This window comes from Flavobacterium sp. GNP008, assembly GCF_056428965.1.
This window is the reverse complement of sequence record NZ_JBWJVL010000004.1, coordinates 253111-275192: the sequence shown is the minus strand read 5'-3', so window position 1 is coordinate 275192 and position 22082 is coordinate 253111. Positions and strand designations below refer to the sequence as shown.

The following is a 22082-nucleotide window of genomic DNA, read 5'->3' as shown; positions in this document are numbered from 1 at the left end:
TGACGCACTAAGTTCTGGACTAACTTTAAGACTATAAAGACTATATTTGCACCCTTGGTATTTTGCTAATAAAAATGCCTGTTTTATATAATGACAACATCAGCAATAGAAAATAAGACTGCCATAAGCTCGGAAGAAATTGACCGATGCATCGCTATTTTGGCACAATTGAATACGGATACAGATCAAATATTTGAGATCCCAAAAGAACAACGAACAGCTTTAATTAAAGCAGCAGGAATGTTCTCCAGACCAGATCGTGATGAGCTTTCCCGACGAAAAAAAGATGGTAAAGTGGCTGCGAAGCGCAAAATGGAAAAACGGGACCGAACTGCCCGAAAGGAAACCGGAATCCGTCACGCCCGTGAAGCAAGTGTTTTTGTGGCACCAAAACTATTGGCTTACAATGATCTTGCACTCAAAGAACAATTGGAACTGGAAACTCCCAGAAATTGCTACGTTTGTAAAACGGAATTTACTAAAATGCACCACTTTTATGATACGATGTGTACTGATTGTGGCGATTTTAATTATGCTAAACGGTTTCAAACCGCTGACGTAAACGGACAAGTTGCCGTTATTACAGGTTCTCGTCTAAAAATTGGGTATCACATTACGTTGATGTTGTTGCGTGGTGGAGCCACAGTAATTGCAACGACTCGTTTTCCGGTGGATTCGGCCTTACGCTTTTCTAAAGAACTTGATTTCATGGATTGGGAACATCGCTTGAAAATTCACGGACTGGATTTGCGACACATTCCCAGTGTGGAGATTTTTTGCAATTTTATAGAACAAAAATACGAGCGATTGGACATTTTAATTAATAATGCGGCGCAAACGGTGCGGCGCCCTGCCGGATTTTATACACATCTAATGGAAAATGAAGCCCTTTCTATAGCTTCATTGCCAAAACAAGTACAAACTTTATTATTGGATCATACCAATTGTTTGGATGAATTAAAAGTATTGACATCAGGAATTTCTCCAAATCAAAACATGCCGGTAACTTGGCACGGACCAGAACCTGGAATTGGGTTACGGGCTTCCGCCAAATTATCTCAGATTCCGTATTCGTTTGATAATTCGCTCGTGGCAAATGAAGTTTTTCCGGAAGGAGAACTCGATGCCGATTTGCAGCAAGTAGATTTGAGAAAAACCAACAGCTGGCGCTTGCGATTGGGACAAATAGAAACAACGGAGATGATTGAAGTACAGCTGGTAAATTCCGTAGCGCCTTTTGTATTGTGCAACCGTCTTTCGGAAGTCATGAAGAAAGACAACACCGGAAAAAAGCACATCATCAATGTTTCGGCAATGGAAGGAAAGTTTCATCGCTTTTTTAAGGAGGACCGCCATCCACATACTAATATGGCCAAAGCCGCATTGAATATGCTGACGCACACCTCCTCAGGAACGTTGGCAAAAGACGGGATTTTTATGAACGCGGTGGATACGGGTTGGGTAACCGACGAAGATCCTGCCGAATTAGCCAAAAGAAAACAGGAAGAAGAAGATTTTCAACCACCATTAGACATTGTTGATGGTGCAGCCCGAGTGATGGATCCACTATTTGACGGAATTAATACAGGAAAACACTGGTGCGGAAAATTCTTGAAAGATTACAATCCGATTCCGTGGTAGAAATAGTATGTTTATAAAGTGAAAAACCACAACAGAATTAGATTATGTTGTGGTTTTTTTATGTATTAATGTCAATATTGTTTACTATTCTTCCAGCATTTTTTCGACTTCTTTTTGTAAAATGGGTAAATGTCGAATTACAATTCCCCAAACTACGTCGTCAGAAACGGAATCATAACCGTGAATTATTCTATTTCTAACATCAACTATTTTTCTGGAGTTTGAAATAATTATTTCACTATCTTCTTTTAAAATTCGGTTCATTGCTTCACCAATGATTTCAATATTCCTTTCGACGGCTCTTTTCGTTCTTAAATCATTTTCATAAACTTTAAATTCTTTTGGTAGATCAATAAAATAACTTTCGATTTCATTAATTGAACTTAAAATATCATATAGCCAAGTTTTAATATTATTGTCCATAAATCAGTTGTTTGTTTTGATTTATAGTTTTTCTGAAATAAGGATTTTTAATAGCTTTTTCTTCAAGCAAATCAATTTGTCTTTTTAATATGGTTTCTAATGAGAATTTTAAATCATAATAATTATCAGCATAATCTAAAACATCTAATGGTTGAAATTCAACGATTAGGTCAATGTCACTTTCGCTATTAAATTTTTCAGTTAAAACGGAGCCAAATGCATACAATGTCTTAACATTGTGTGTTTTGCATAATGTTGTTATATCCTCGCTATAGCTTTGTATTGCATTCATGTTTTAAATAGTATAATTCAAAAATACGCAAAATAATTCATTTAATGGAATTTTGACTATTCGAATTCCTGTTTGCTCTATTGTGTGGTTAACTATTGGGGCGCGAAGTCAGAGACATTTGCGTAGTGAAACCAAGAACTATTATAAACTTTGAATAGCGAGTTTTTTGGGAGTATTACTTGTGTTAAAGCAAAACAACCATTAGCTTAGTTTTTTAATACTTAGCAATTAAAATAGAACAATTGGCAGTTCATGTTGACGGCTGCCATCTTTAGCGCTTGATTCAAATAAAACGAGGGTCAATTTAGAATTCACTCGTTTTTTTTGAACGGTAATTGTAAAGTCAAAGTTACCCCACTCTGGAGCCCCCGCATCAGTCGTCTGAAAGCCAGTATTTAACTCTTCGTGTCCGTCTTCAACAATCCAGTTAAAGTTTGCCTCAAAGATTTGCCCTTTTCCGCGCACTCTGAATTTATTTTCGCCTATTCGTTCCACAATTACTTCTTTGAAACGTTCATTAGAAAATTGTTTTGGCAGTAGATTTTCTGGCTTTACAGCCTTCACTATTTTAGTCGTTTCCGGAATGTTCATTAAAGTGTCATTCAAAACAGAGTTGCTTTGAGTTTCCTTCTTATTGCATGCAAATAGTAGTAGTGTTGATAATATAATTGTCCATCTCATAATTATGTTTTTTATTTTAAGTCTTAAACTAGTTTGTTAATGTTGTAGTTATTGTTTGTTGTCAGGTAAAAGTGCAACAAATAATCGTAAAACAAAATTTCCAAATCGAAACCATAAGTAAGCAAAAGCACTGAACATGAAAACAAAAATAGGGGCAAAGCAAACTAAAACGACTACTCCTTTAAAACCATAAATATCTTCGCCGTTAAAATTTACAGGTATAAGACCAAAATTAACTAAGATTACAAAAAGTAATATAAAAGGTAAATAAGCAAATGAAAACGTCACGAAGATTTTCTTAAATAAAGAGTTAGGCTTCTCAGAATATTTAGATAGAGTGATTTTTAGATTCATTTGTTTTATGTTTTTATTTGTAGCGATGTTGGCAGTAGTTTAATTTAAGCTAATCCTGCGATTTCAAGATCTAAATATGATTCTTTTGTAATATTGATTTTAATTGAAAAATTGCACTTTCCCCCATCATTCATTTCTATTAGATAAAATTTAAATCCATTTTTGTTAAAAGAATTTCTACAATAGCATCTTATCCAAACTTCAATTTCATTATTTGAATTCTTAACGGCAATACATTGCTTTACATATTCCTTTGAATTTCTAAGTTTTGATTTATTTTCATTAAAACATTTTTCTAAAATTGTATTAGCTTTTTCCAATTCTGATTGATTTAAATCATATGGTTTATAATTTAATTTTTCGGATTCAGGATAATAAGTAAAAACAGCAAAATCTTTTAGATTTTTAAAGTTAAGTTTACTTTTTATTCGGGTGTTGTTTTTCTTTATTTCTAAACGGTAAGAAGAATATTTTCCGATAAATTCTATAAAATTATTTTTAAGAATCGCTTTTTCACTTTTTGTAGGTTTAAATTCATTTGGAGTGAAATATAAAGTGTCATTTTTAAGATAACAAGAAGCACTAAATTTTTCAACCTTTTCATATCTATGTTTAATTTCTTTCAAATAAAAAGTATATGTGGAATCTGAATAATATTTAAAATCTTCCGATTCTTTATCACTAAACCCCGCATGTATTATTAGTTTTTTGTTTTCTTTTATTTCTAGATTAGAATCATTTTTACAACCTATAAAAAAAATAAAAAGGGGTAATATGTAAAAAAGAACTTTATTCATAAACTGAGTTTTTTTAAATTACTGTTAACTTGTTTATAGGCGGAAAAAATAATTGCAATCTACCTAAAATTAGTTAGCATGGTCTGACAAACGTAAAGCTTTAATTATCTCAAAAATATATAAAAAAAACTATAAATTGTCAAATGGAATTTTTATTACTCATTTGCAACCGCCTTTTCTTTTCCTAAAAAACAAACCCCAACATTCCCAGCGTTACCGCTAAAAGTGTTGGGGTTGTAAATAGTATAAATAAAGTATTATCCTTCTATCTTAGCACTCAGCTCAAACCAGCGTTCCTCTTTCTCCTCAATTTTATTGATGATGTTTTTCAATTCATTTGCTTTCTTTTCAATGTCAGCTTCGGCAATTTTTCCATCTGAGAACAATTGCTCCATAGTTATTTTCTGAATCTCTAAATCTTTGATTTCTCGTTCCGTTTTCTGAAACTCTTTCTGCTCGTTGAACGTAAGGTTTCCAGTCGGATTGTTTTGTTTCCAGTCTTTTTTGTCGGCTTTGTTTTCCTCTTTTTGGGCCACATCGGCACTGTCTTCATAGGCTCTAAAATCAGAATAGTTTCCAGGAAAATCTTCCACAACACCATCACCTCTAAAAATGAATAAGTGATCCACAATTTTATCCATGAAATACCTGTCGTGAGAAACTACAACTAAACATCCAGGATAATCCAAAAGGAAACTTTCCAAGACATTTAGCGTCACAATATCCAAATCATTGGTAGGCTCATCCAGAATCAAGAAGTTTGGATTCTGAATCAAAACTGTACACAAGTACAATCGTTTTAATTCGCCCCCACTCAATCGATCTACAAAATCGTATTGTTTTTTAGCATCAAAAAGGAAACGCTCCAATAATTGTGAAGCCGAAATCAATTTTCCTTTCATCAACGGAATAAATTCTCCGTATTCCTTAATCACATCAATAACGCGCTGTCCCGGTTTTGGATTGATTCCGCTTTGGGTATAATATCCTATTTTTATCGTTTCGCCAACCACCACTTTTCCACCATCAAGCGGCAAAGTTCCGGTTAAAAGATTCAAGAAAGTCGATTTTCCGGTTCCGTTTTTCCCAATAATTCCAATACGTTCGCCACGTTGAAAATCAAAACTGAAATTATTCAAAATCACATGATCCTTGAATTTCTTGGAGATTTTGTGAAGCTCGATAATCTTGCTTCCCATGCGTTCCATGTTGATTTCGAGTTCTACTTTATTTTCACGACGGCGACTTTGCGCTTTTTCCTTAATGTCATAAAAATCATCCTGACGCGATTTCGATTTTGTCGTTCTCGCTTTTGGTTGACGGCGCATCCATTCCAGTTCTTTTACAAAAAGATTTTGCGCTTTATCCACACTAGAATTCTCAGATGCGATGCGTTCTTCTTTTTTCTCTAAATAATAGGAGTAATTTCCTTTGTATTGGTATAATTTTCCGTTGTCTAATTCGATGATTTCATTACAAACACGTTCCAAAAAGAAACGGTCGTGCGTTACCATAAACAGTGTGATATTTTCTTTGGCAAAATAGCTTTCTAGCCATTCAATCATCTCTAAATCCAAGTGATTCGTAGGTTCATCCAAAATCAATAAATCAGGACGATTGATCAAAATAATAGCCAGTGATAACCTTTTTTTCTGGCCACCCGAAAGATTTTTTACTTTCAGTTTGAAATCTTCCAACTTCAGTTTGAACAAAATTTGCTTGTACTGCGTTTCAAAATCCCAGGCATTGTGCTGATCCATTCCGTCAAAAGCTTTTTGGTACGCTTCCTCATCCTCAGGATTTTCTAATGCTTTTTCATACGCTTCAATCACTTTTAAAGTCTCATTATCCGAAGCAAAAATGCTTTCCTCAATGGTCAATTCGTCTTGCAAATTGTTATTTTGTGAAAGAAAAGCCATTTTTATGCCTTTTCTTAAAACGACTTGTCCCGTATCTGACTCTTCTAAGCCATTAATAATACTCATGATCGTCGTTTTTCCAGAGCCATTTTTGGCTATGAAGGCAATTTTTTGGTCTTTATTAATTCCAAAGGAAATGTTTTCAAAAAGAGTTCTTTCTCCAAAAGATTTCGAGATATTTTCAACTGATAGATAATTCACAAGGCTAAATTTTTTGCAAAAGTAAGCTATTAAATATCGATTTGCCAATTGTTTAGTTGAATCTAAGTTTTCATTAACAATTATTATTTCAGATTGTTCTTTTTTTTGGAGAACTATTTTGGGTTAAATAATAATGAAGACTATTTTTCAATATAATTTAAGCATAACAGACCTCTTGAAAGTTATAGAATTAAGGTAAGAATTTGAACTACAGATTGCAATGTGTAACAACCTCACCTGTTTTTTGATTACTTTTTATATATTTGAAGTTGAATAAACATTCATAAAGTTCAGTTTATATAAATAGTATTTTTTTAAATGATTTAATCTAAGGTTTTTTTGATTCTTCAAGAGCTTTAGAATTAAAATAATATCAAAATTGTTAGACAATACATTAAGACTTTTAAACAGTTTTCTTAATGCTATTTTTAAGACTCTGATGATTTGCTTTGGGTAGGCAACAAAGACGGTCGCATTTTGGAGTATAAAATCCAGTGACTTTTCAACGGTAGTGTTTTTATGAGCGAATTAATCTCCTTTGTCAGAATTAAAATTCAACTTATTATGTCAAAAACAGTATTTTGTGCTGAAAATGATTTAGGAATCGAGTGCTTTGTTGGAATTGCTTCCTGAAAAGAACATTTAAAAATAGCCTTAGTTGCGTTTAAGAAGGGATTTTGCTCTGCTGTAAATTATTTATATTTTGGACTTATTGGTGAGATCAGTACATAAACTAATTCTGATGAAAGTTGTAATGGTAAAATGAATAAATTTACCATTAAACAGCTTTTTCAAAAATACCAATTGCGTATTTCGCAAAACAATTAAGACAGAAAAATAAAACTAAAAAAACTAAAATAGAATAGCATGAAAGATATTGCAAAACGTTTTACACAAAACCCATTATTATCCCCAGCAGATTTACCAGCCAGTAGAGAAGGCTTGCAAATTACCTGTCTTCTTAATCCAGGGGTATTTCAATTTGAAGGGAAAACATGGTTGATTGTTCGTGTTGCCGAAAGACCGGAACAAAAAGAGAATAGTATTTCGTTTCCTATTTTAACGGAAACTGGAGCAATTAAAATTATAGAAATTCCTACAGACGATCCGGAATTAGACGCCAGCGATGCCAGAGTGATCAATTATAAAGGAGTAGATTATTTGACTACTTTATCACATTTGAGATTATTATGCAGTACCGATGGACATCATTTTTATGAGCCAGAGAATTATCCACCTTTAGTTGGTGAGGGATTGTTGGAAACATTTGGTATAGAAGATTGCCGGGTTACTTTGCTCGAAAATAAATATTACCTGACCTATACAGCAGTTTCTGATAATGGAGTAGGAGTAGGTTTACGCACCACAACCGATTGGAAAAATTTTCAATCCCATGGAATGATGTTGCCACCACACAATAAGGATTGCGCCATCTTTGATGAAAAAATAAATGGGATGTTTTATGCTTTACACCGCCCAAGCAGCGTTGATATTGGAGGAAATTATATTTGGATCACTTCCTCTCCGGATGGGCTACATTGGGGAAATCACCATTGTATTATAAAAACAAGGGCTGGACTATGGGATAGCAAAAGAGTGGGTGCCGGAGCTGCTCCCATAAAAACTGAAAAAGGATGGCTAGCTATTTATCATGGAGCCAATGCGGCACATCAATATTGTTTAGGGGCTTTTTTAATGGATTTAGAAGATCCTACAAAAGTAATTGCACGTACTGAAGAACCTATAATGGTTCCTACCGCAACCTATGAGTTGACTGGTTTTTTTGGGAATGTAGTATTTACTAACGGACATGTTGTTCAGCCTGATGGCGATACGGTTACCATCTATTACGGTGCTTCGGATGAGTTTGTTTGTGGCGCGGAGTTTTCTATCAAAGCGATTTATTCACTTTTAAAATTTAACTAATGTTCAAGAAACTACAAACCGAAATTAGCCATTTTAAAAGCCAGACCCACAATTTTCAAATATTAGTACTTACTAATCTGGTCTATGCCATCGTTTTGCCGGTGATCGATATTTTTGTAGCTGCTTATGTGATGCGAAGTTCCAATGATCCGGTAAAAGTTGTGATTTATCAGCTTACTATTTATACCGGAATTCCGCTTACTTTTTTATTGAATGGCTTTTTGCTGAAACATTTTAATATCAGGAAATTATATTCGGCAGGAATGATGCTTAGCGGTGTTTCCATGATGATTATGATGTCATTAAAGACATTAGATTTAGTGGGAATAGGATTTGCAGGTATTACGATGGGATTGTCTTTTGGCTTTTATTGGTCCAACAGAGATTATTTGGCATTAGCCATTACCAATGATACGAATCGAAATTATTATTATGGTTTGGAAACCTTTTTCTACACGATTATAGCCGTAGTCATTCCGATTACTATCGGTTGGTTTATCGAATCAAGCGGAGACGAAGCACAAATTCACACGGCCTATCTAATTATTACCGGAATCGTATTTTTAGTGACTGTAGCAGCCTCTATAGTTTGTTTCAGGGGGACATTCAAAAACCCGGAACAAAAAAAATACGTTTTTTTTAAATTTCACCAATTATGGTATAAGTTGTTGTCATTGTCAGTATTGAAAGGCTTGGTACAGGGTTTTCTGGTAACAGCACCAGCCATGCTAATCATGTTATTGATAGGGAAAGAAGGGGCATTAGGAACTGCACAATCCATAGGAGCCATAATTGCTGCAGTAATTATGTATGTTTTAGGAAGGATCTCAAAACCTTCGGATCGAATAAAAATTTTTACTGCGGGACTTGTTTTATTTGCTTTAGGAGCAATAGTCAATGGGTTGTTATTTAATCAAACGGGTGTGATTATGTTTATTTTATTGTTGTTGATAGCAAAACCCCTGATGGATTTAGCGTATTTCCCAATTCAATTTAAAGTAATCGATATTGTTTCTAAAATTGAAAAAAGAGGCGAATTTGCCTATATTTTGAACCACGAGGCGGGATTATTTGCAGGGAGATTTTTAGGAGCGGGAACCTTTCTCGTTTTGGCCTATGCTATCTCTACTGAAATTGCGTTGCGCTATGCTATTGTTATCGTTGCGATATTGCAGTTGAGTTCTATTTTTGTCGCCAAGAAAATTATAGCAGAAGGGAAATTGCTTTCTCCGGATGAACCAGTAATTGATAGCAAAGTACGGAATGAAGTGGCCGAAAAAATGCTGTAATACCGATCAATTTCTAAAATAGAATTATAATTAAATCAAAATAAGAAATGAATATTATTTTCAAAATTACTTGCGCTGGTTTGTTTATTATCCTTTTCGGATTCAATGGAACTGCCCAAGTTAAACAACAAAGGATAGCACGTGTGGACCAAATGCCAAACTTGCCCAAACCATTTCAAATCATCGATTATAAAAAAATGGCGGTGCGTTTTGATAGTATTGTATATGATTTTAATGCCAAAGGTAAGTTTTGGCCGATGGTATGGATAGACAGTACCAAAAAGAATTTTTCTCAAAACGTTGTTGGTATCTATACCGCAGTGGCTGATGTGAGGCAAGGAACCAATAATAAAGGGATGTTTCATGAAGCACTCGCTACAATGGGAGCCACATTAGGCGCCAGTTTAGTGGGGATAGACAAAAGCAAACAACCAAATTTAAATTATGTTGGTATGCTAAAAAATTATTTCAATAGTGAAACAGGTTGGGACATTATGATGAACAATACGGCTCCGGAAGTGGCTTTATTGGGTGGTGGTTATGGACGGGATTGGTGGTATGATGTATATCCGAATCTCTTGTTTTATGCCGTTTATGACAAATACCCTAATGAACCGGGTTTTGATGTAATCGCTAAAAGTATAGCCGAAAAATTCTTCAAGGCCGATTCTATTTTGAATGGGAATTATGATTATTCCTATTTTGACTATGGCAAAATGAAACCGATGAAAAACAATATCTGTGCGCAACCTGATGCCGCAGCAGGTCATGCGTGGGTTTTGTATGCCGCGTATAAAAAATTTGGAGATCCAAGGTATTTAAAAGGAGCCAAAAGTGCATTGGCTGCACTACAATCGCAACCTATAAATCCAACGTATGAATTGCTAATGCCTTTTGGGGCTTATTTAGCGGCAAGAATAAACGCAGAAGAAGGAGCAGCGCAATACGACACGAATAAAATGTTGGGCTGGACCTTCGATGGAACCGCAATTTGTAGGGAAGGCTGGGGTGTTTTGGTGGGCAACTGGAACGGAATTGACATTTCAGGAACCGTTGGTAGTACCGTGGATCATGGTGGTTATGGCTTTTTGATGAATACCTATGATATGGCTTGGCCAATGGTTCCAATGGTTCGCTACAATCAATCGTATGCTACGGCAATTGGGAAATGGATGTTGAACGCCGCTAATGCTTCGCGTTTTTTTTATCCGCAGTACATGCCGGATGAGCACGAAACGATTCCGCATCTAGCTGAGGTTAGCAAAGGAGTAATTGGGTATGAAGGGATGATTCGTCAGTCCAGTTATAAAGCCTATGAAAACTTAAAAGGACCTGTGGCACAAGGTGACGGGCCACTTTGGGTACCGGGTCAAAATCCCGAAGAATCGCAATTCAGTGTTTATGGCAGCGGACACGTGGGGATCTTCGGAAGCATTATCCGTCCAACGAATGTGACTGGAATTCTACAATTGAATCTACTGGCTACTGATTTTTATAGTGATAAAGCCTATCCTTCTTTTTTATATTATAACCCTTATACTACGAATAAAAAAGTTTCAGTAGCTACAGAGCAAGGAAAAAAAGTCGATTTGTACAATACTGTTTCGGGGCGTTTTGTTGCGCGTAACGTTTCTTCTTCGGTTAAAATAAAGATTGCTCCAGAAAGTGCTGCGGTACTTATTTCTGTTCCTTCTGGCGGCAAAGTAACGTATGAAGGTTCTAAAATGTTAGTAGACGGTGTTGTGGTAGATTATAATTTTCAACAGAAAAAACAAACTTTTTGATATGAAATATACAATCAGCACATTATTTTATTTGTTGCTGTTTGCTGGTAGCTCCGTTGCCGGACAACAGCATGAAAATTCAGAAAAATGGTGGAAAGAATCGGTATTTTACCAAATCTATATGCCTAGTTATGCGGACAGTAATGGCGATGGATATGGCGATTTTAAAGGGATGACCAAAAAGTTGGATTATTTGAAGGGGTTGGGCATAAAAGGTATTTGGCTGACTCCATTTCTCACTTCGCCAAAGGTAGATAACGGTTATGACATTGCTAATTATTATGAGGTGGATCCTACTTATGGTAGCAAAGCAGATTTTGATACTTTTTTGAAAGAAGCGCATAAAAGCGAAATTAAAGTGATTATGGATATGGTGCTGAATCATACTTCAACGGAGTGCAATTGGTTTCAGGAATCTCGAAAATCAGTTGACAATCCATATCGGGATTATTACATTTGGAAAGACAAACCCAACAATTGGGAATCTTTTTTTGGTGGAACCGCTTGGGAGAAAGACACGGTAACCCATCAATATTACTATCATAAGTTTGATAAAAAAATGGCAGATCTCAACTGGTCGAATCCTAAAGTTGTGGCTGAGGTTCAAAAAGTACTACGCTTTTGGCTGGATAGCGGTGTCGATGGATTTCGATTGGATGTGATCAATTTCTTAACCACCGATGGAATTACGGCGAATAACCCGGTAAAAGACGGGCTACAACAGCACACCAACGACATTGATCAGGCAGGTGTGAAAAATGCCATGCGAATCATAAAATCGACTGTAAGCGAATATGATAATCGTTTTATAGTAGGAGAAATAGGAAGCGATAAAATTGAGGTTTTAAAACAATACCAGTCACAGGATTTGTTGGATGTGGTTTTTAATTTCAACTTTGGAAGCATTAAAACATTTTCTTCGCAACGTATTTTTGACGAGATGCAAAGTATGGAAAAAAACATGAGTAATTATCCAACTTTGTTTTTTGGAAGCCATGATATGCCTCGAATGCTAGACCGATTAGCCAATGGTAATCCTGATAAAGCGTTGGCATTAGCGGCATTGATGCTTACCGCCAAAGGGGTTCCTTTTGTTTATTATGGAGAAGAAATCGGGATGCATAACATCATCGCAGAAAATTTAGGCGAAATGGTCGATATTCAAGGAAGGACTCATTATGAATTGGCTCTGGCCAAAGGTAAAAAATCGAATGACGCACTTGTTGAAGGAAATGAGCACAACCGGGACAAATCCCGAAGTCCTATGCAATGGAATGGGACTCCTTTCGCAGGTTTTTCAACACAGAAAACCTGGATAAAAATTAATCCGGATTACAAAAAAACCAATGTTCAGCGTTTAATGAACAAAAAAAAGTCCATTCTTAACGGCTACAAAAAGTTGATTACGCTGCGAAATAATGAAAAAGTTTTGCAATATGGGAAATACGAAAGACTAGAACATCATAACAATCAAATTTTGTTTACCCGTTCTTTGGAAGGAGATCAAATCACGGTACTTGTAAATTTTGGTAAAGAGACGAAAGTGAGTGTTCCAAAGGGAGCACAAATTCTAATGGGAAACTCAAAATTAAGATCGAATGAATTTATCATTTATAGCCACTAGAATTTGCTTAAATACTATTAATGGAATATTTTTACTTTTTTAAAACAAAAAAATGAACCTTAACATATTTGATACACTAGAAAAAAGTGCTGTTTTTGAACAAATTGCAACAGCATTAAAAAAAGAAAATTTCACCATAATAAAGCAAGATGAAACCCGACCTTGGGGAGGTTTTTTTGTAATTGATGAAAGTCAGGCAGCTGCTTTTGCAGCTCAATTTTTTCCACATCTTGAAATGGATGTGATTAAAATTACAAATAAGTTGAGTCCGAAAATTTTGGTTGTTGCTCCGCATAAAAGATTGTCATGGCAATTTCACCATCGCAGAGCCGAAATATGGAAAATACTCTCCGGAGAGGTCGGGGTAAAAACGAGTTTGACCGATGAAGAGGGGGACATTCAGAAGTTAGCACCAGGTACTTTTATTCAAATGGACAAAGGGGAACGCCATCGCTTGATAGGCCTTGATTCTTGGGGGATAGTTGCCGAAATTTGGCAGCATACAGATCCAGAAAACCCTTCGGATGAAGATGATATTGTTCGTTTGCAGGATGACTTTGGCAGATAAATAAAAGTATTTTCGATCATTATAGATTTTAAAGTAAATAGAAGTACTGGTGTCGAATCATATTTTGCTATTTTTAAAAACTTTTAACCTTTGTCTTTTTACATCTTAAAAGATATCTTTGAAAAATGCAGATATCCGTCATTATTCTCAATTACAACGTGCGTTATTTTCTCGAATTATGTGTTTTGAGCGTTCAAAAAGCGTTAGAAACCATTGATAGCGAAATTATTGTAATTGATAATAATTCTCCTGATGACAGTTGTGAAATGATAAAGCAGCGTTTTCCAAGCGTAAAACTCATTATGAATTATGAAAATATAGGTTTTCCAAAGGGTAACAACATAGGTGTTGCTCAAGCTAAAGGAAAGTATATTTGCATTCTTAATCCTGATACTGTTGTCGCTGAAGATACGTTTATAAAAATCTTGGCTTTCGCCCAAAAACAATCTAATTTAGGGATTATAGGCTGCAAACTAATCGATGGTTCGGGGAATTTTTTGCCCGAAAGTAAACGTGGTATCCCAACTCCTTGGGTTGCTTTTACAAAAATTACAGGTTTGTACAAATTGTTTCCTAAATCAAAAACATTTGGGGATTATTACGCACAACATTTAAACGAAAATGAAACAGGGAAAGTTGATATTCTCGTAGGTGCCTTTATGTTTATGAAAAGGGATTTGTATCTTGAAATGGGAGGTTTTGATGAAAATTGTTTCATGTATTCGGATGATATTGATTTGTCTTATCGCGTTTCGCAAAAAGAAAAAGCCAATTTTTATTTCCATGAAACTACCGTAATTCACTACAAGGGAGAAAGTACCTTTAAGGATGAAAGATATATGAAACGTTTTCAAAAAGCTATGAATTTTTTTTATAAAAAGCATTTTAAAGTTTCTTTATTCTTTTCGATTTTTATGCAAATGGGGATTGTTTTTTTCTCTTTTATAAAAAGGTTTCAAGGAAAAACCTCCCGAAACCTTGGTGTAAAAAATCTTTCTAAATCCTATTTATTGTATTCATCAGAGGAAAAATTGATGGATAAACTGGTTCTAGTTTTGCAAAATAAAGTGCAGTTTCACGGTTTAAAAACAGAAAAAATGGTAATTTCGTCTTTTGTTAAAACTAAAAAAGCAACTGAAATTATTATAGATAACGAATTTGTTTCTTTTAAAGATACGATCTCAATTCTTGAATCTTTAAGAAATAGAGGGTATACTTTTAAAATATTACCAAAAAATGCTAATTTTTTAATAGGAAGTAATAATAGTTATGAGAGAGGTGAGATTATTAAAATAGAGTAAAAAATTACATTTAATGTAATTTATATTTGAAATATTTAGTAATTTCGCAAACTGAAAATCAATATCACCTTTTAGGTTAATAATATGGCAAGATTTGAATTGAAACTTCCTAAAATGGGAGAAAGCGTTGCAGAAGCGACCATTACAAATTGGTTGAAAGAAGTTGGAGACAAAATTGAAGCCGATGAAGCGGTACTGGAAATTGCTACTGATAAAGTAGACAGTGAAGTGCCAAGCGAAGTTTCGGGAATTTTGGTAGAACAATTGTTTGGAAAAGATGATCTAGTTCAAGTAGGTCAAACTATAGCAATAATTGAAACCGAAGGGGGAGAGCTCGTGCCAATTGTTAAAGAAGCTGCAGCCGCTGAGGTTGTTGCTGAAGTAGCAAAAACTGATACAGCTGCGAAAGAAATGGTTGCAATCTCTTCAGATGTGTCTGCTGACTATTCAGAATCTGAAAAATTCTTATCGCCATTGGTGAAAAATATAGCCAAAGAAGAAGGGGTTTCGGTTGCGGAATTAGCCTCAATTTCCGGAACAGGAAAAGAAGGAAGAGTAACTAAAAATGATATTTTAGACTACGTAAAAAATAGAAAAAACCAACCAATAGTATTGGCTCCTGTTGCTGCGGTTCAAAAACCAGAAGTAGTTCCAGTGGCTCAAAAAGCAGCGCCGGTATCTGTAAGTGGTGGTGATGAAATTATAGAAATGGACAGAATGCGCAAGCTAATTGCGGGTTATATGGTCGCTTCGGTACAAACGTCAGCTCACGTACAATCGTTCATCGAAGTTGATGTGACAAATATTGTGAAATGGAGAGAGAAAAATAAAAATGCGTTTGAAAAGAGAGAAGGCGAAAAATTGACGTACACGCCAATTTTTATGGAAGCAGTGGCGAAAGCACTCAAAGATTTTCCTGGAATGAATATTTCTGTTGATGGGGATTACATTATAAAAAAGAAAAATATAAACCTTGGAATGGCAGCTTCATTGCCAAATGGCAACTTAATTGTTCCGGTTATTAAAAATGCAGATCAATTGAACTTAGTTGGAATGGCAAAAGCGGTAAACGATTTAGGAGGTCGTGCCAAAGCTGGAAAACTAAAACCAGACGATACGCAAGGCGGAACCTATACGGTTACAAATGTTGGAACTTTTGGAAGTGTTTTTGGTACGCCAATATTGAATCAGCCACAAGTAGGGATTTTAGCGCTTGGAGCCATTCGAAAAATGCCTGCAGTAATTGAAACTCCAGAAGGTGATTTCATTGGGATTCGCCAAAAAATGTTCTTGTCACACAGTTATGACCACAGAGTTGTAGATGGAGCATTAGGAGGTAGTTTTGTAAAAAGAGTTGCTGAGTATTTAGAAGCTTTTGATGTAAACAGAGATGTTTAAAAAAGTATAATTGTAATAAAACCCGATTGATTTTTAAAAATCAATCGGGTTTTATTTTTTTTGATAGTTTAAGGAACTTTAAACGTTGAACTTTAAATGAAATTAAACCCAAATTTCTATATTTGTAATCAAGCAAAAATTAAAAATGGAACTTAAACTCAATAAACCAATTTGCTTTTTCGATCTTGAAACCACAGGGATAGATATCGGTAAAGACAGAATTGTAGAAATTTCAATATTCAAAGTTTTTCCTAACGGAAATAAAGAGGGTAAAACATGGTTAGTCAATCCCACGATTCCAATTCCACCTCAAACAACAGCTGTTCATGGAATAACTGATGAAAAAGTAGCTAATGAGCCTACTTTTAATGAATTGGCATCGCAAGTTTACGCGATGATTAAAGACAGTGATTTGGCTGGGTTTAATTCAGATCGTTTTGATATTCCGTTATTGGCAGAAGAAATGCTTCGTGCCGGAGTAGATTTTGACATGAAAAACAGGGTTTCGGTAGATGTACAAACTCTTTTTCATAAAATGGAAGAACGCACATTGGGGGCGGCTCACAAGTTTTATTGTGGAAAAACGTTAGAAAATGCGCATTCAGCAGAAGCGGATACGATGGCTACATATGAAATATTAAAGGCGCAATTGGATCGTTATCCGGAATTAGAGAACGACATGAAATCGTTATCGGAATTTACTACACGAAAGAAAATAGCGGACTTTGCAGGTATGATTGCTTTTGATAAAGATAATGAGGAAATTTTTACTTTTGGAAAACATAAAGGTGTCAAAGTCGATAAAATTCTAGAAACAGAACCCGGATATTTCAGTTGGATTCAAAACGCGGATTTTCCTTTGTATACTAAGAAAGTTTTAACCGCAATCAAACTTAGAAAATTGAACAATAAATTAAGTTAATTTGGAACTTTTCAATAATTAAATTTTTAATTAAAACCAAATGAAAATAATCTGTATCGGTAGAAATTATACCAATCACATAGCTGAATTGCATAACGAGAGACCTACAGAACCTGTAGTCTTTATGAAACCCGATTCGGCTATTTTGTTAAAACAGCATCCGTTTGTAATTCCGGAATTCTCAGAGGATGTACACCATGAAATTGAGATCATTGTTAAGATAAGTAAAGTGGGGAAATACATTGAGCCTAAGTTTGCTCATAAATATTATGACGAAATTAGTGTTGGGATCGATTTTACGGCTCGGGATTTACAGGATAAATTAAAAGCAAAAGGATTGCCTTGGGAAAAAGCAAAAGCGTTTGATGGATCGGCAGTTATAGGAGAATTTTTACCAAAAATTCAATTTAGTTCGTTAGAAAATATTACTTTTGAATTAACCAATAATAATAAAACGGTACAAATAAGTAATTCTAGTTTTATGCTATGGAAAATTGATGAACTCATTTCGTATGTTTCTCAGTTTTTTACGTTAAAAATTGGGGATATTATTTTTACAGGAACTCCAGAAGGGGTCGCTGCCGTAAAACCTGATGATGTTTTAGAAGGATTTTTAGAAGGACAACAACTATTTAGAATACAAGTGAAATAATGGCTATAAATTACAACCTCTCAAAAGTGTACGCACTTTCAGATAACGATGCGGAATTTGTAAATGAAATTCTAACTTTATTCGTTACCGAAGTGCCGGATGATTTACTACAAATCAAAGAAGGAATAAAAAAGAAAGACCATAAGCATGCTTATGCTTATGCGCACAAGATTAAGCCTACGCTTGATTTAATGGGTTTAAACGTGGCTTTTGAAGAGATTCTTCAAATTGAAGCCTGGACCAAAGCCGAAGGTAAAAAGAAAGATATTAAAGAGACTTTTAAGAGCGTAAAAAATCAAGTTAATGACGCTATCAAAGAAATAAAAAAAGATTTCGATTTGTAATATTGGGGCCCGACCCGCTGAAAAAACGGGTCGGGCTATCCGTTATAATCTTCCTAAAAAACGGGAGGATTTTCACTTTTATCCCTCACGCAAACTACAAATGAACACTATCATTTAACTATTGCGTATTTTAAAAACTACCATAGAATTGTTTTTGGTATAAAAGACAAATATGAAATACAAAATAATACTACTGCTTTTGTTGTTATGTTTTTATAATAGCTACGCTCAAAAAACGTATTCTTTTGATTACATTATTGAATATAATTTCCAGAAAAATGAAACCTCAAAAATTGAGAAGCGATACCTTTTAACTAATTCTCAAGACGATAGTTATAGTGTATATGTTAACGAAGAGGATAATTTAAATTTCAGAATGGATTTTAAAGATGAAAAAGGCATTCGTAGTATTTCGAGAATTGGTAAAAGTGATTTTTTTAAAGCAGAAACTATATCGTTGACTTGTGAAAGTGTTTCTTATCAAAATGAGAAAAATAAGTATGATTCTACTAGGTATGATTTTGTGAATGAAAAGGATACTCTAATTGATGGTGTTTCTTATAAAAATTATGCGATGAAGTATAATAAGATTAAAGAAGCGAGAAAGTATAATCGTGGAACTTCACATTATATAGTAGAGAATAATACAGAATTCCATCTGCCTTTACTGATGTTTTCAAGTATTTTTGATTTTACTGTAACCAGTAAAAATAGACCCAATGGGATTGCAAAAGAAATTTTCTCCTTAACCTATGATGAAAAACATTATGAGTTTATTTATAAATTATTGCAATTTGTAAAAATTAAAAAATTCTTACAAATCCCTGCGGAATGTGATTATACAAATCCTAAAGTTAGCAAGTATTAAGTGTTAATTTTTTAGGTAAAAATTAAATTTCAAATTCTAATTTAAAATGAAAGCAACTATAGTTACCATAGGTGACGAAATTTTAATAGGTCAGATTGTCGATACGAATTCTGGTTTTATAGCTAAGTCGTTAGATAAAATTGGTGTTGAAATCACCGAAATGATTTCGATTAGTGATGATAAAAAGCACATTTTAGATACGTTTGTCGCACTTCAAAACAAAGTTGATCTAGTAATTATCACCGGAGGTTTAGGACCAACAAAAGATGATGTTACTAAGAAAACATTTTGTGATTATTTTGAAGATGAATTGGTTATTGATCAAAAAGTGCTGGCTCATGTCACGCAACTTATAGAAGGTTTTTACAAGCGTACTATTACCCAAATCAATAAAGATCAGGCGCTCGTTCCTTCAAAATGTACAGTGCTTCATAATCAGGTAGGCACTGCACCAGGAATGTGGATGAAAAAGGGAAATACCGTTTTTATTTCGCTTCCCGGAGTTCCTTATGAAATGAAGTATTTAATGGAGCATGAAATTATTCCAAAAGTAGTTCGGGAGTATGAACGTCCTTATATTATTCATAAAACAATTCTGACGTACGGACAAGGAGAAAGTATGGTGGCGGAACGAATAGAAGATTGGGAAAATAACCTGCCGGTGTTTATTAAATTAGCTTATTTGCCTGCACCTGGAAGAGTTCGTTTGCGTCTTTCTGCTCGTGGTACAGATAAAGAAAAATTAGAAGCTGCTCTCGAGGAAAATGTAAACTCGCTGGATGCTATAATCCATGATATTATCGTTGGTTTTGATGATGATGAAACCCTAGAGGTCGTCGTAGGGAAAATGCTGACAAAGCAAAATAAAACCATTTCCACCGCTGAAAGTTGTACTGGAGGAAAAATAGCACAGGTTTTGACGACTGTTTCCGGAGCTTCAAGTTATTTTAAGGGCGGTGTAGTTTCGTACGGAACGGATGTGAAAATTGATGTTTTAGGGATTTCTGAAAATCTTATAAACCAACATTCAGTAGTGAGTCGAGAGGTTGTTTCAGCGATGGCTCAGAGTGTGCAAAAGATGATGAAAACAGATTATGCAATTGCGACCACAGGAAATTCAGGGCCGACAAAAGGAGACTCAAATGCGGATTTAGGAACTGTTTTTATTGCATTGGCTACGCCAAATGAAATAATTGTTGAAGAATTTAATTTTGGCCAACCCCGTGAAAAAGTGATAGATAGAGCGGTAATTAAAAGTTTAGAACTATTACAGAAAGAAATTTTAAAAAATGTACGGTAATATTGTTGGTTAATAGGTTTATTTTTCTTTTCTTTGCACCCTGATTTTGAATAACGATAAAAGATAAGTATAATGTCAAGAGTTTGTGACCTTACAGGTAAAAGAGCGATGGTAGGAAATAACGTTTCTCACGCTATGAACAAAACTAAGAGAAAATTTTCTGTAAACTTAGTTAAAAAGCGTTTTTATCTTCCAGAAGAAGATAGATGGATTACTCTAAGAGTAGCTGCATCTACGATAAAAACAATTAATAAAAATGGAATCGCTGCAGTTTTGAAAAAAGCACAGTCAGAAGGATTTATTAAATAATCCCTTCCAAAATAAAAAAATAGCAAGATGGCAAAGAAAGGTAATAGAATCCAGGTAATTTTAGAATGTACTGAGCACAAGACTTCAGGTGTTGCAGGAACTTCAAGATACATAACAACAAAGAACAAAAAAAATACTCCAGACAGATTAGAGATTAAAAAATTTAATCCAATCTTGAAACGTGTAACTGTTCATAAAGAAATTAAATAATAATTAGTCATGGCAAAGAAAACAGTAGCAACCTTACAGACAGCTTCTAAGAGATTATCAAAAGCCATCAAAATGGTGAAATCTCCGAAAACAGGTGCATATACATTCGTAGAATCTATTATGACTCCAGAATCAGTTGATGAGTTCTTGAAAAAGAAATAATATTCAATTAGCATTATATAGAAAAGCTACTTTCATTCGGAAGTAGCTTTTTTATTTTCTATATTTACCCTTAGAAAAGCGTATTAGTTCCTTTGATCTAAATACTTCATTCTTAATACTATTTATACAATGAGTTTTTTCAAAAGAATATTTTCGTCAGAGAAAAAAGAAACATTAGACAAAGGTCTTGAAAAGTCAAAAACGAATTTCTTTTCCAAATTAACCAAAGCGGTAGCTGGAAAGTCAAAAGTTGATGATGAAGTTCTGGATAATTTAGAGGAAATCCTTGTTGCCTCAGATGTTGGTGTAAATACAACTTTAAAGATTATTACCAGAATAGAAAGTCGCGTATCCTCAGATAAATATCTGGGCATAGACGAACTTAATCAAATCCTCAGAGAAGAAATTGCTGCATTGTTATCAGAGACTAACTCTGGTGAAGCAACCGAATTTATAATTCCTACACAGACTAAACCTTACGTTCTAATGGTGGTTGGAGTAAATGGAGTTGGGAAAACGACTACTATAGGGAAGCTAGCGTACCAATTTAAAAAACAAGGCTATAATGTTGTTCTTGGTGCTGCTGATACGTTTCGTGCTGCAGCTATTGATCAATTGCAGATATGGGCGGATCGAGTAGGTGTACCAATTGTTCGCCAAGATATGGGCAGTGATCCGGCTTCGGTAGCTTTTGATACTTTGCAATCAGCGGTAGCACAAAAAGCCGATATTGTTATTATTGACACAGCAGGACGTTTGCATAATAAAATTAATTTAATGAACGAATTGACCAAAGTAAAACGAGTGATGCAAAAAGTTGTTGGTGATGCACCACACGATGTGTTATTAGTTTTGGATGGTTCTACGGGACAAAATGCTTTTGAGCAAGCTAAACAATTTACTGCTGCAACAGAGGTTACTTGTTTAGCGGTTACAAAGCTAGACGGAACTGCAAAAGGTGGTGTTGTAATAGGAATCTCAGATCAATTTCAGATCCCGGTTAAATACATAGGAGTTGGAGAAGGAATCGAGGATCTTCAGGTTTTTAATAAATATGAATTTGTAGACAGTTTTTTTAAATAATATTGTGGCAATGAATTTTTCATCTATCAAAAAT

General features: G+C 34.7%; 23 protein-coding genes. 17 read left to right on the top strand and 6 right to left on the bottom strand.

Going from position 1 to position 22082, the window contains the following annotated elements; translation table 11 throughout:
* Positions 1 to 90: 90 nt before the first annotated feature.
* Entirely contained in the window at positions 91 to 1641 is a 1551-nt protein-coding gene (locus tag AC0608_RS13160; RefSeq protein ID WP_478289380.1) for an SDR family NAD(P)-dependent oxidoreductase, read from the top strand.
* Between the two features lie 84 nt (positions 1642 to 1725).
* Here AC0608_RS13160 and AC0608_RS13155 read toward each other — a convergent pair whose 3' ends face one another.
* The 6 genes from AC0608_RS13155 to AC0608_RS13130 form a co-directional block, all read right to left on the bottom strand.
* Entirely contained in the window at positions 1726 to 2064 is a 339-nt protein-coding gene (locus tag AC0608_RS13155) for a HepT-like ribonuclease domain-containing protein (protein ID WP_417959469.1), read from the bottom strand.
* Complete coding sequence (locus AC0608_RS13150) at positions 2054 to 2356, bottom strand: nucleotidyltransferase family protein (protein WP_417959470.1); 303 nt, start codon at positions 2354 to 2356, stop codon at positions 2054 to 2056. The genes AC0608_RS13155 and AC0608_RS13150 overlap by 11 nt, the downstream gene beginning before the upstream one ends.
* Before the next feature lie 228 nt (positions 2357 to 2584).
* Positions 2585 to 3037 (bottom strand): Gmad2 immunoglobulin-like domain-containing protein, encoded by a 453-nt coding sequence (locus AC0608_RS13145; RefSeq protein ID WP_478289379.1) that lies wholly within the window; start codon positions 3035 to 3037, stop codon positions 2585 to 2587.
* 48 nt (positions 3038 to 3085) lie between these two features.
* Positions 3086 to 3391, bottom strand: coding sequence for a hypothetical protein (locus AC0608_RS13140; protein WP_478289378.1), 306 nt, complete (start codon positions 3389 to 3391; stop codon positions 3086 to 3088).
* A 44-nt stretch (positions 3392 to 3435) separates the two neighbouring features.
* Positions 3436 to 4188 carry a hypothetical protein gene (locus AC0608_RS13135; RefSeq protein ID WP_478289377.1) on the bottom strand — a complete coding sequence of 251 codons (753 nt, stop codon included), beginning with the start codon at positions 4186 to 4188 and terminating at the stop codon, positions 3436 to 3438.
* A 257-nt stretch (positions 4189 to 4445) separates the two neighbouring features.
* A complete protein-coding gene (locus AC0608_RS13130; RefSeq protein WP_478289376.1) occupies positions 4446 to 6308 on the bottom strand; it encodes an ABC-F family ATP-binding cassette domain-containing protein in 1863 nt (620 codons plus the stop codon).
* An 867-nt stretch (positions 6309 to 7175) separates the two neighbouring features.
* Here AC0608_RS13130 and AC0608_RS13125 point away from each other — a divergent pair.
* The 16 genes from AC0608_RS13125 to ftsY all read left to right on the top strand — a co-directional run bounded on the left by AC0608_RS13125 (position 7176) and on the right by ftsY (position 22048).
* Positions 7176 to 8234: a glycoside hydrolase family 130 protein gene (locus AC0608_RS13125; RefSeq protein WP_417959477.1), complete on the top strand. Its 1059-nt coding sequence runs from the start codon at positions 7176 to 7178 to the stop codon at positions 8232 to 8234.
* Positions 8234 to 9523 carry an MFS transporter gene (locus tag AC0608_RS13120; protein ID WP_478289375.1) on the top strand — a complete coding sequence of 430 codons (1290 nt, stop codon included), beginning with the start codon at positions 8234 to 8236 and terminating at the stop codon, positions 9521 to 9523. Before AC0608_RS13125 ends, AC0608_RS13120 begins: the two co-directional genes overlap by 1 nt.
* Positions 9524 to 9570: 47 nt before the next feature.
* The gene (locus AC0608_RS13115) at positions 9571 to 11307 is read left to right on the top strand and encodes a glycoside hydrolase family protein (protein ID WP_478289374.1); all 1737 of its coding nucleotides are present in this window, start codon (positions 9571 to 9573) and stop codon (positions 11305 to 11307) included.
* 1 nt (position 11308) lies between these two features.
* Positions 11309 to 12931: an alpha-amylase family glycosyl hydrolase gene (locus AC0608_RS13110; protein WP_478289373.1), complete on the top strand. Its 1623-nt coding sequence runs from the start codon at positions 11309 to 11311 to the stop codon at positions 12929 to 12931.
* Between the two features lie 52 nt (positions 12932 to 12983).
* Positions 12984 to 13499, top strand: a complete 516-nt coding sequence (locus AC0608_RS13105; protein WP_417959481.1) for a cupin domain-containing protein — start codon at positions 12984 to 12986, stop codon at positions 13497 to 13499.
* Positions 13500 to 13624: 125 nt separating this feature from the next.
* Positions 13625 to 14800 (top strand): glycosyltransferase family 2 protein, encoded by a 1176-nt coding sequence (locus AC0608_RS13100; protein ID WP_478289372.1) that lies wholly within the window; start codon positions 13625 to 13627, stop codon positions 14798 to 14800.
* 84 nt (positions 14801 to 14884) lie between these two features.
* Positions 14885 to 16198, top strand: coding sequence for a dihydrolipoamide acetyltransferase family protein (locus tag AC0608_RS13095; RefSeq protein WP_478289371.1), 1314 nt, complete (start codon positions 14885 to 14887; stop codon positions 16196 to 16198).
* Between the two features lie 145 nt (positions 16199 to 16343).
* Entirely contained in the window at positions 16344 to 17120 is a 777-nt protein-coding gene (locus AC0608_RS13090) for an exonuclease domain-containing protein (RefSeq protein ID WP_478289370.1), read from the top strand.
* Between the two features lie 40 nt (positions 17121 to 17160).
* Positions 17161 to 17772: a fumarylacetoacetate hydrolase family protein gene (locus AC0608_RS13085; protein ID WP_478289369.1), complete on the top strand. Its 612-nt coding sequence runs from the start codon at positions 17161 to 17163 to the stop codon at positions 17770 to 17772.
* On the top strand, positions 17772 to 18116 hold the full coding sequence (locus AC0608_RS13080; RefSeq protein WP_143386771.1) for an Hpt domain-containing protein: 345 nt from the start codon (positions 17772 to 17774) through the stop codon (positions 18114 to 18116). The genes AC0608_RS13085 and AC0608_RS13080 overlap by 1 nt, the downstream gene beginning before the upstream one ends.
* Positions 18117 to 18288: 172 nt before the next feature.
* The gene (locus AC0608_RS13075) at positions 18289 to 18984 is read left to right on the top strand and encodes a hypothetical protein (protein WP_478289368.1); all 696 of its coding nucleotides are present in this window, start codon (positions 18289 to 18291) and stop codon (positions 18982 to 18984) included.
* Between the two features lie 46 nt (positions 18985 to 19030).
* Positions 19031 to 20284 carry a CinA family nicotinamide mononucleotide deamidase-related protein gene (locus tag AC0608_RS13070; protein ID WP_478289367.1) on the top strand — a complete coding sequence of 418 codons (1254 nt, stop codon included), beginning with the start codon at positions 19031 to 19033 and terminating at the stop codon, positions 20282 to 20284.
* Positions 20285 to 20356: 72 nt separating this feature from the next.
* Positions 20357 to 20593, top strand: coding sequence for a 50S ribosomal protein L28 (gene rpmB / locus AC0608_RS13065; protein WP_024980263.1), 237 nt, complete (start codon positions 20357 to 20359; stop codon positions 20591 to 20593).
* Positions 20594 to 20620: 27 nt separating this feature from the next.
* On the top strand, positions 20621 to 20803 hold the full coding sequence (rpmG, locus tag AC0608_RS13060; protein WP_017495179.1) for a 50S ribosomal protein L33: 183 nt from the start codon (positions 20621 to 20623) through the stop codon (positions 20801 to 20803).
* A 9-nt stretch (positions 20804 to 20812) separates the two neighbouring features.
* The gene (locus AC0608_RS13055; protein ID WP_072675716.1) at positions 20813 to 20965 is read left to right on the top strand and encodes a DUF4295 domain-containing protein; all 153 of its coding nucleotides are present in this window, start codon (positions 20813 to 20815) and stop codon (positions 20963 to 20965) included.
* Positions 20966 to 21094: 129 nt separating this feature from the next.
* Positions 21095 to 22048 (top strand): signal recognition particle-docking protein FtsY, encoded by a 954-nt coding sequence (ftsY, locus tag AC0608_RS13050; RefSeq protein WP_478289366.1) that lies wholly within the window; start codon positions 21095 to 21097, stop codon positions 22046 to 22048.
* Positions 22049 to 22082: the final 34 nt, after the last annotated feature.

Bases quoted from the DNA above. Each gene is read 5' to 3' on its own strand.
- AC0608_RS13115 (WP_478289374.1), top strand. From the start codon at position 9,571: ATGAATATTATTTTCAAAATTACTTGCGCTGGTTTGTTTATTATCCTT.
- AC0608_RS13095 (WP_478289371.1), top strand. From the start codon at position 14,885: ATGGCAAGATTTGAATTGAAACTTCCTAAAATGGGAGAAAGCGTTGCA.
- AC0608_RS13140 (WP_478289378.1), bottom strand. From the start codon at position 3,391: ATGAATCTAAAAATCACTCTATCTAAATATTCTGAGAAGCCTAACTCT.
- AC0608_RS13155 (WP_417959469.1), bottom strand. From the start codon at position 2,064: ATGGACAATAATATTAAAACTTGGCTATATGATATTTTAAGTTCAATT.
- AC0608_RS13110 (WP_478289373.1), top strand. From the start codon at position 11,309: ATGAAATATACAATCAGCACATTATTTTATTTGTTGCTGTTTGCTGGT.
- AC0608_RS13070 (WP_478289367.1), top strand. From the start codon at position 19,031: ATGAAAGCAACTATAGTTACCATAGGTGACGAAATTTTAATAGGTCAG.
- AC0608_RS13160 (WP_478289380.1), top strand. From the start codon at position 91: ATGACAACATCAGCAATAGAAAATAAGACTGCCATAAGCTCGGAAGAA.
- AC0608_RS13150 (WP_417959470.1), bottom strand. From the start codon at position 2,356: ATGAATGCAATACAAAGCTATAGCGAGGATATAACAACATTATGCAAA.
- AC0608_RS13055 (WP_072675716.1), top strand. From the start codon at position 20,813: ATGGCAAAGAAAACAGTAGCAACCTTACAGACAGCTTCTAAGAGATTA.
- rpmB (WP_024980263.1), top strand. From the start codon at position 20,357: ATGTCAAGAGTTTGTGACCTTACAGGTAAAAGAGCGATGGTAGGAAAT.
- AC0608_RS13090 (WP_478289370.1), top strand. From the start codon at position 16,344: ATGGAACTTAAACTCAATAAACCAATTTGCTTTTTCGATCTTGAAACC.
- rpmG (WP_017495179.1), top strand. From the start codon at position 20,621: ATGGCAAAGAAAGGTAATAGAATCCAGGTAATTTTAGAATGTACTGAG.
- AC0608_RS13075 (WP_478289368.1), top strand. From the start codon at position 18,289: ATGAAATACAAAATAATACTACTGCTTTTGTTGTTATGTTTTTATAAT.
- AC0608_RS13120 (WP_478289375.1), top strand. From the start codon at position 8,234: ATGTTCAAGAAACTACAAACCGAAATTAGCCATTTTAAAAGCCAGACC.
- AC0608_RS13085 (WP_478289369.1), top strand. From the start codon at position 17,161: ATGAAAATAATCTGTATCGGTAGAAATTATACCAATCACATAGCTGAA.
- ftsY (WP_478289366.1), top strand. From the start codon at position 21,095: ATGAGTTTTTTCAAAAGAATATTTTCGTCAGAGAAAAAAGAAACATTA.
- AC0608_RS13080 (WP_143386771.1), top strand. From the start codon at position 17,772: ATGGCTATAAATTACAACCTCTCAAAAGTGTACGCACTTTCAGATAAC.
- AC0608_RS13100 (WP_478289372.1), top strand. From the start codon at position 13,625: ATGCAGATATCCGTCATTATTCTCAATTACAACGTGCGTTATTTTCTC.
- AC0608_RS13135 (WP_478289377.1), bottom strand. From the start codon at position 4,188: ATGAATAAAGTTCTTTTTTACATATTACCCCTTTTTATTTTTTTTATA.
- AC0608_RS13105 (WP_417959481.1), top strand. From the start codon at position 12,984: ATGAACCTTAACATATTTGATACACTAGAAAAAAGTGCTGTTTTTGAA.
- AC0608_RS13145 (WP_478289379.1), bottom strand. From the start codon at position 3,037: ATGAGATGGACAATTATATTATCAACACTACTACTATTTGCATGCAAT.
- AC0608_RS13125 (WP_417959477.1), top strand. From the start codon at position 7,176: ATGAAAGATATTGCAAAACGTTTTACACAAAACCCATTATTATCCCCA.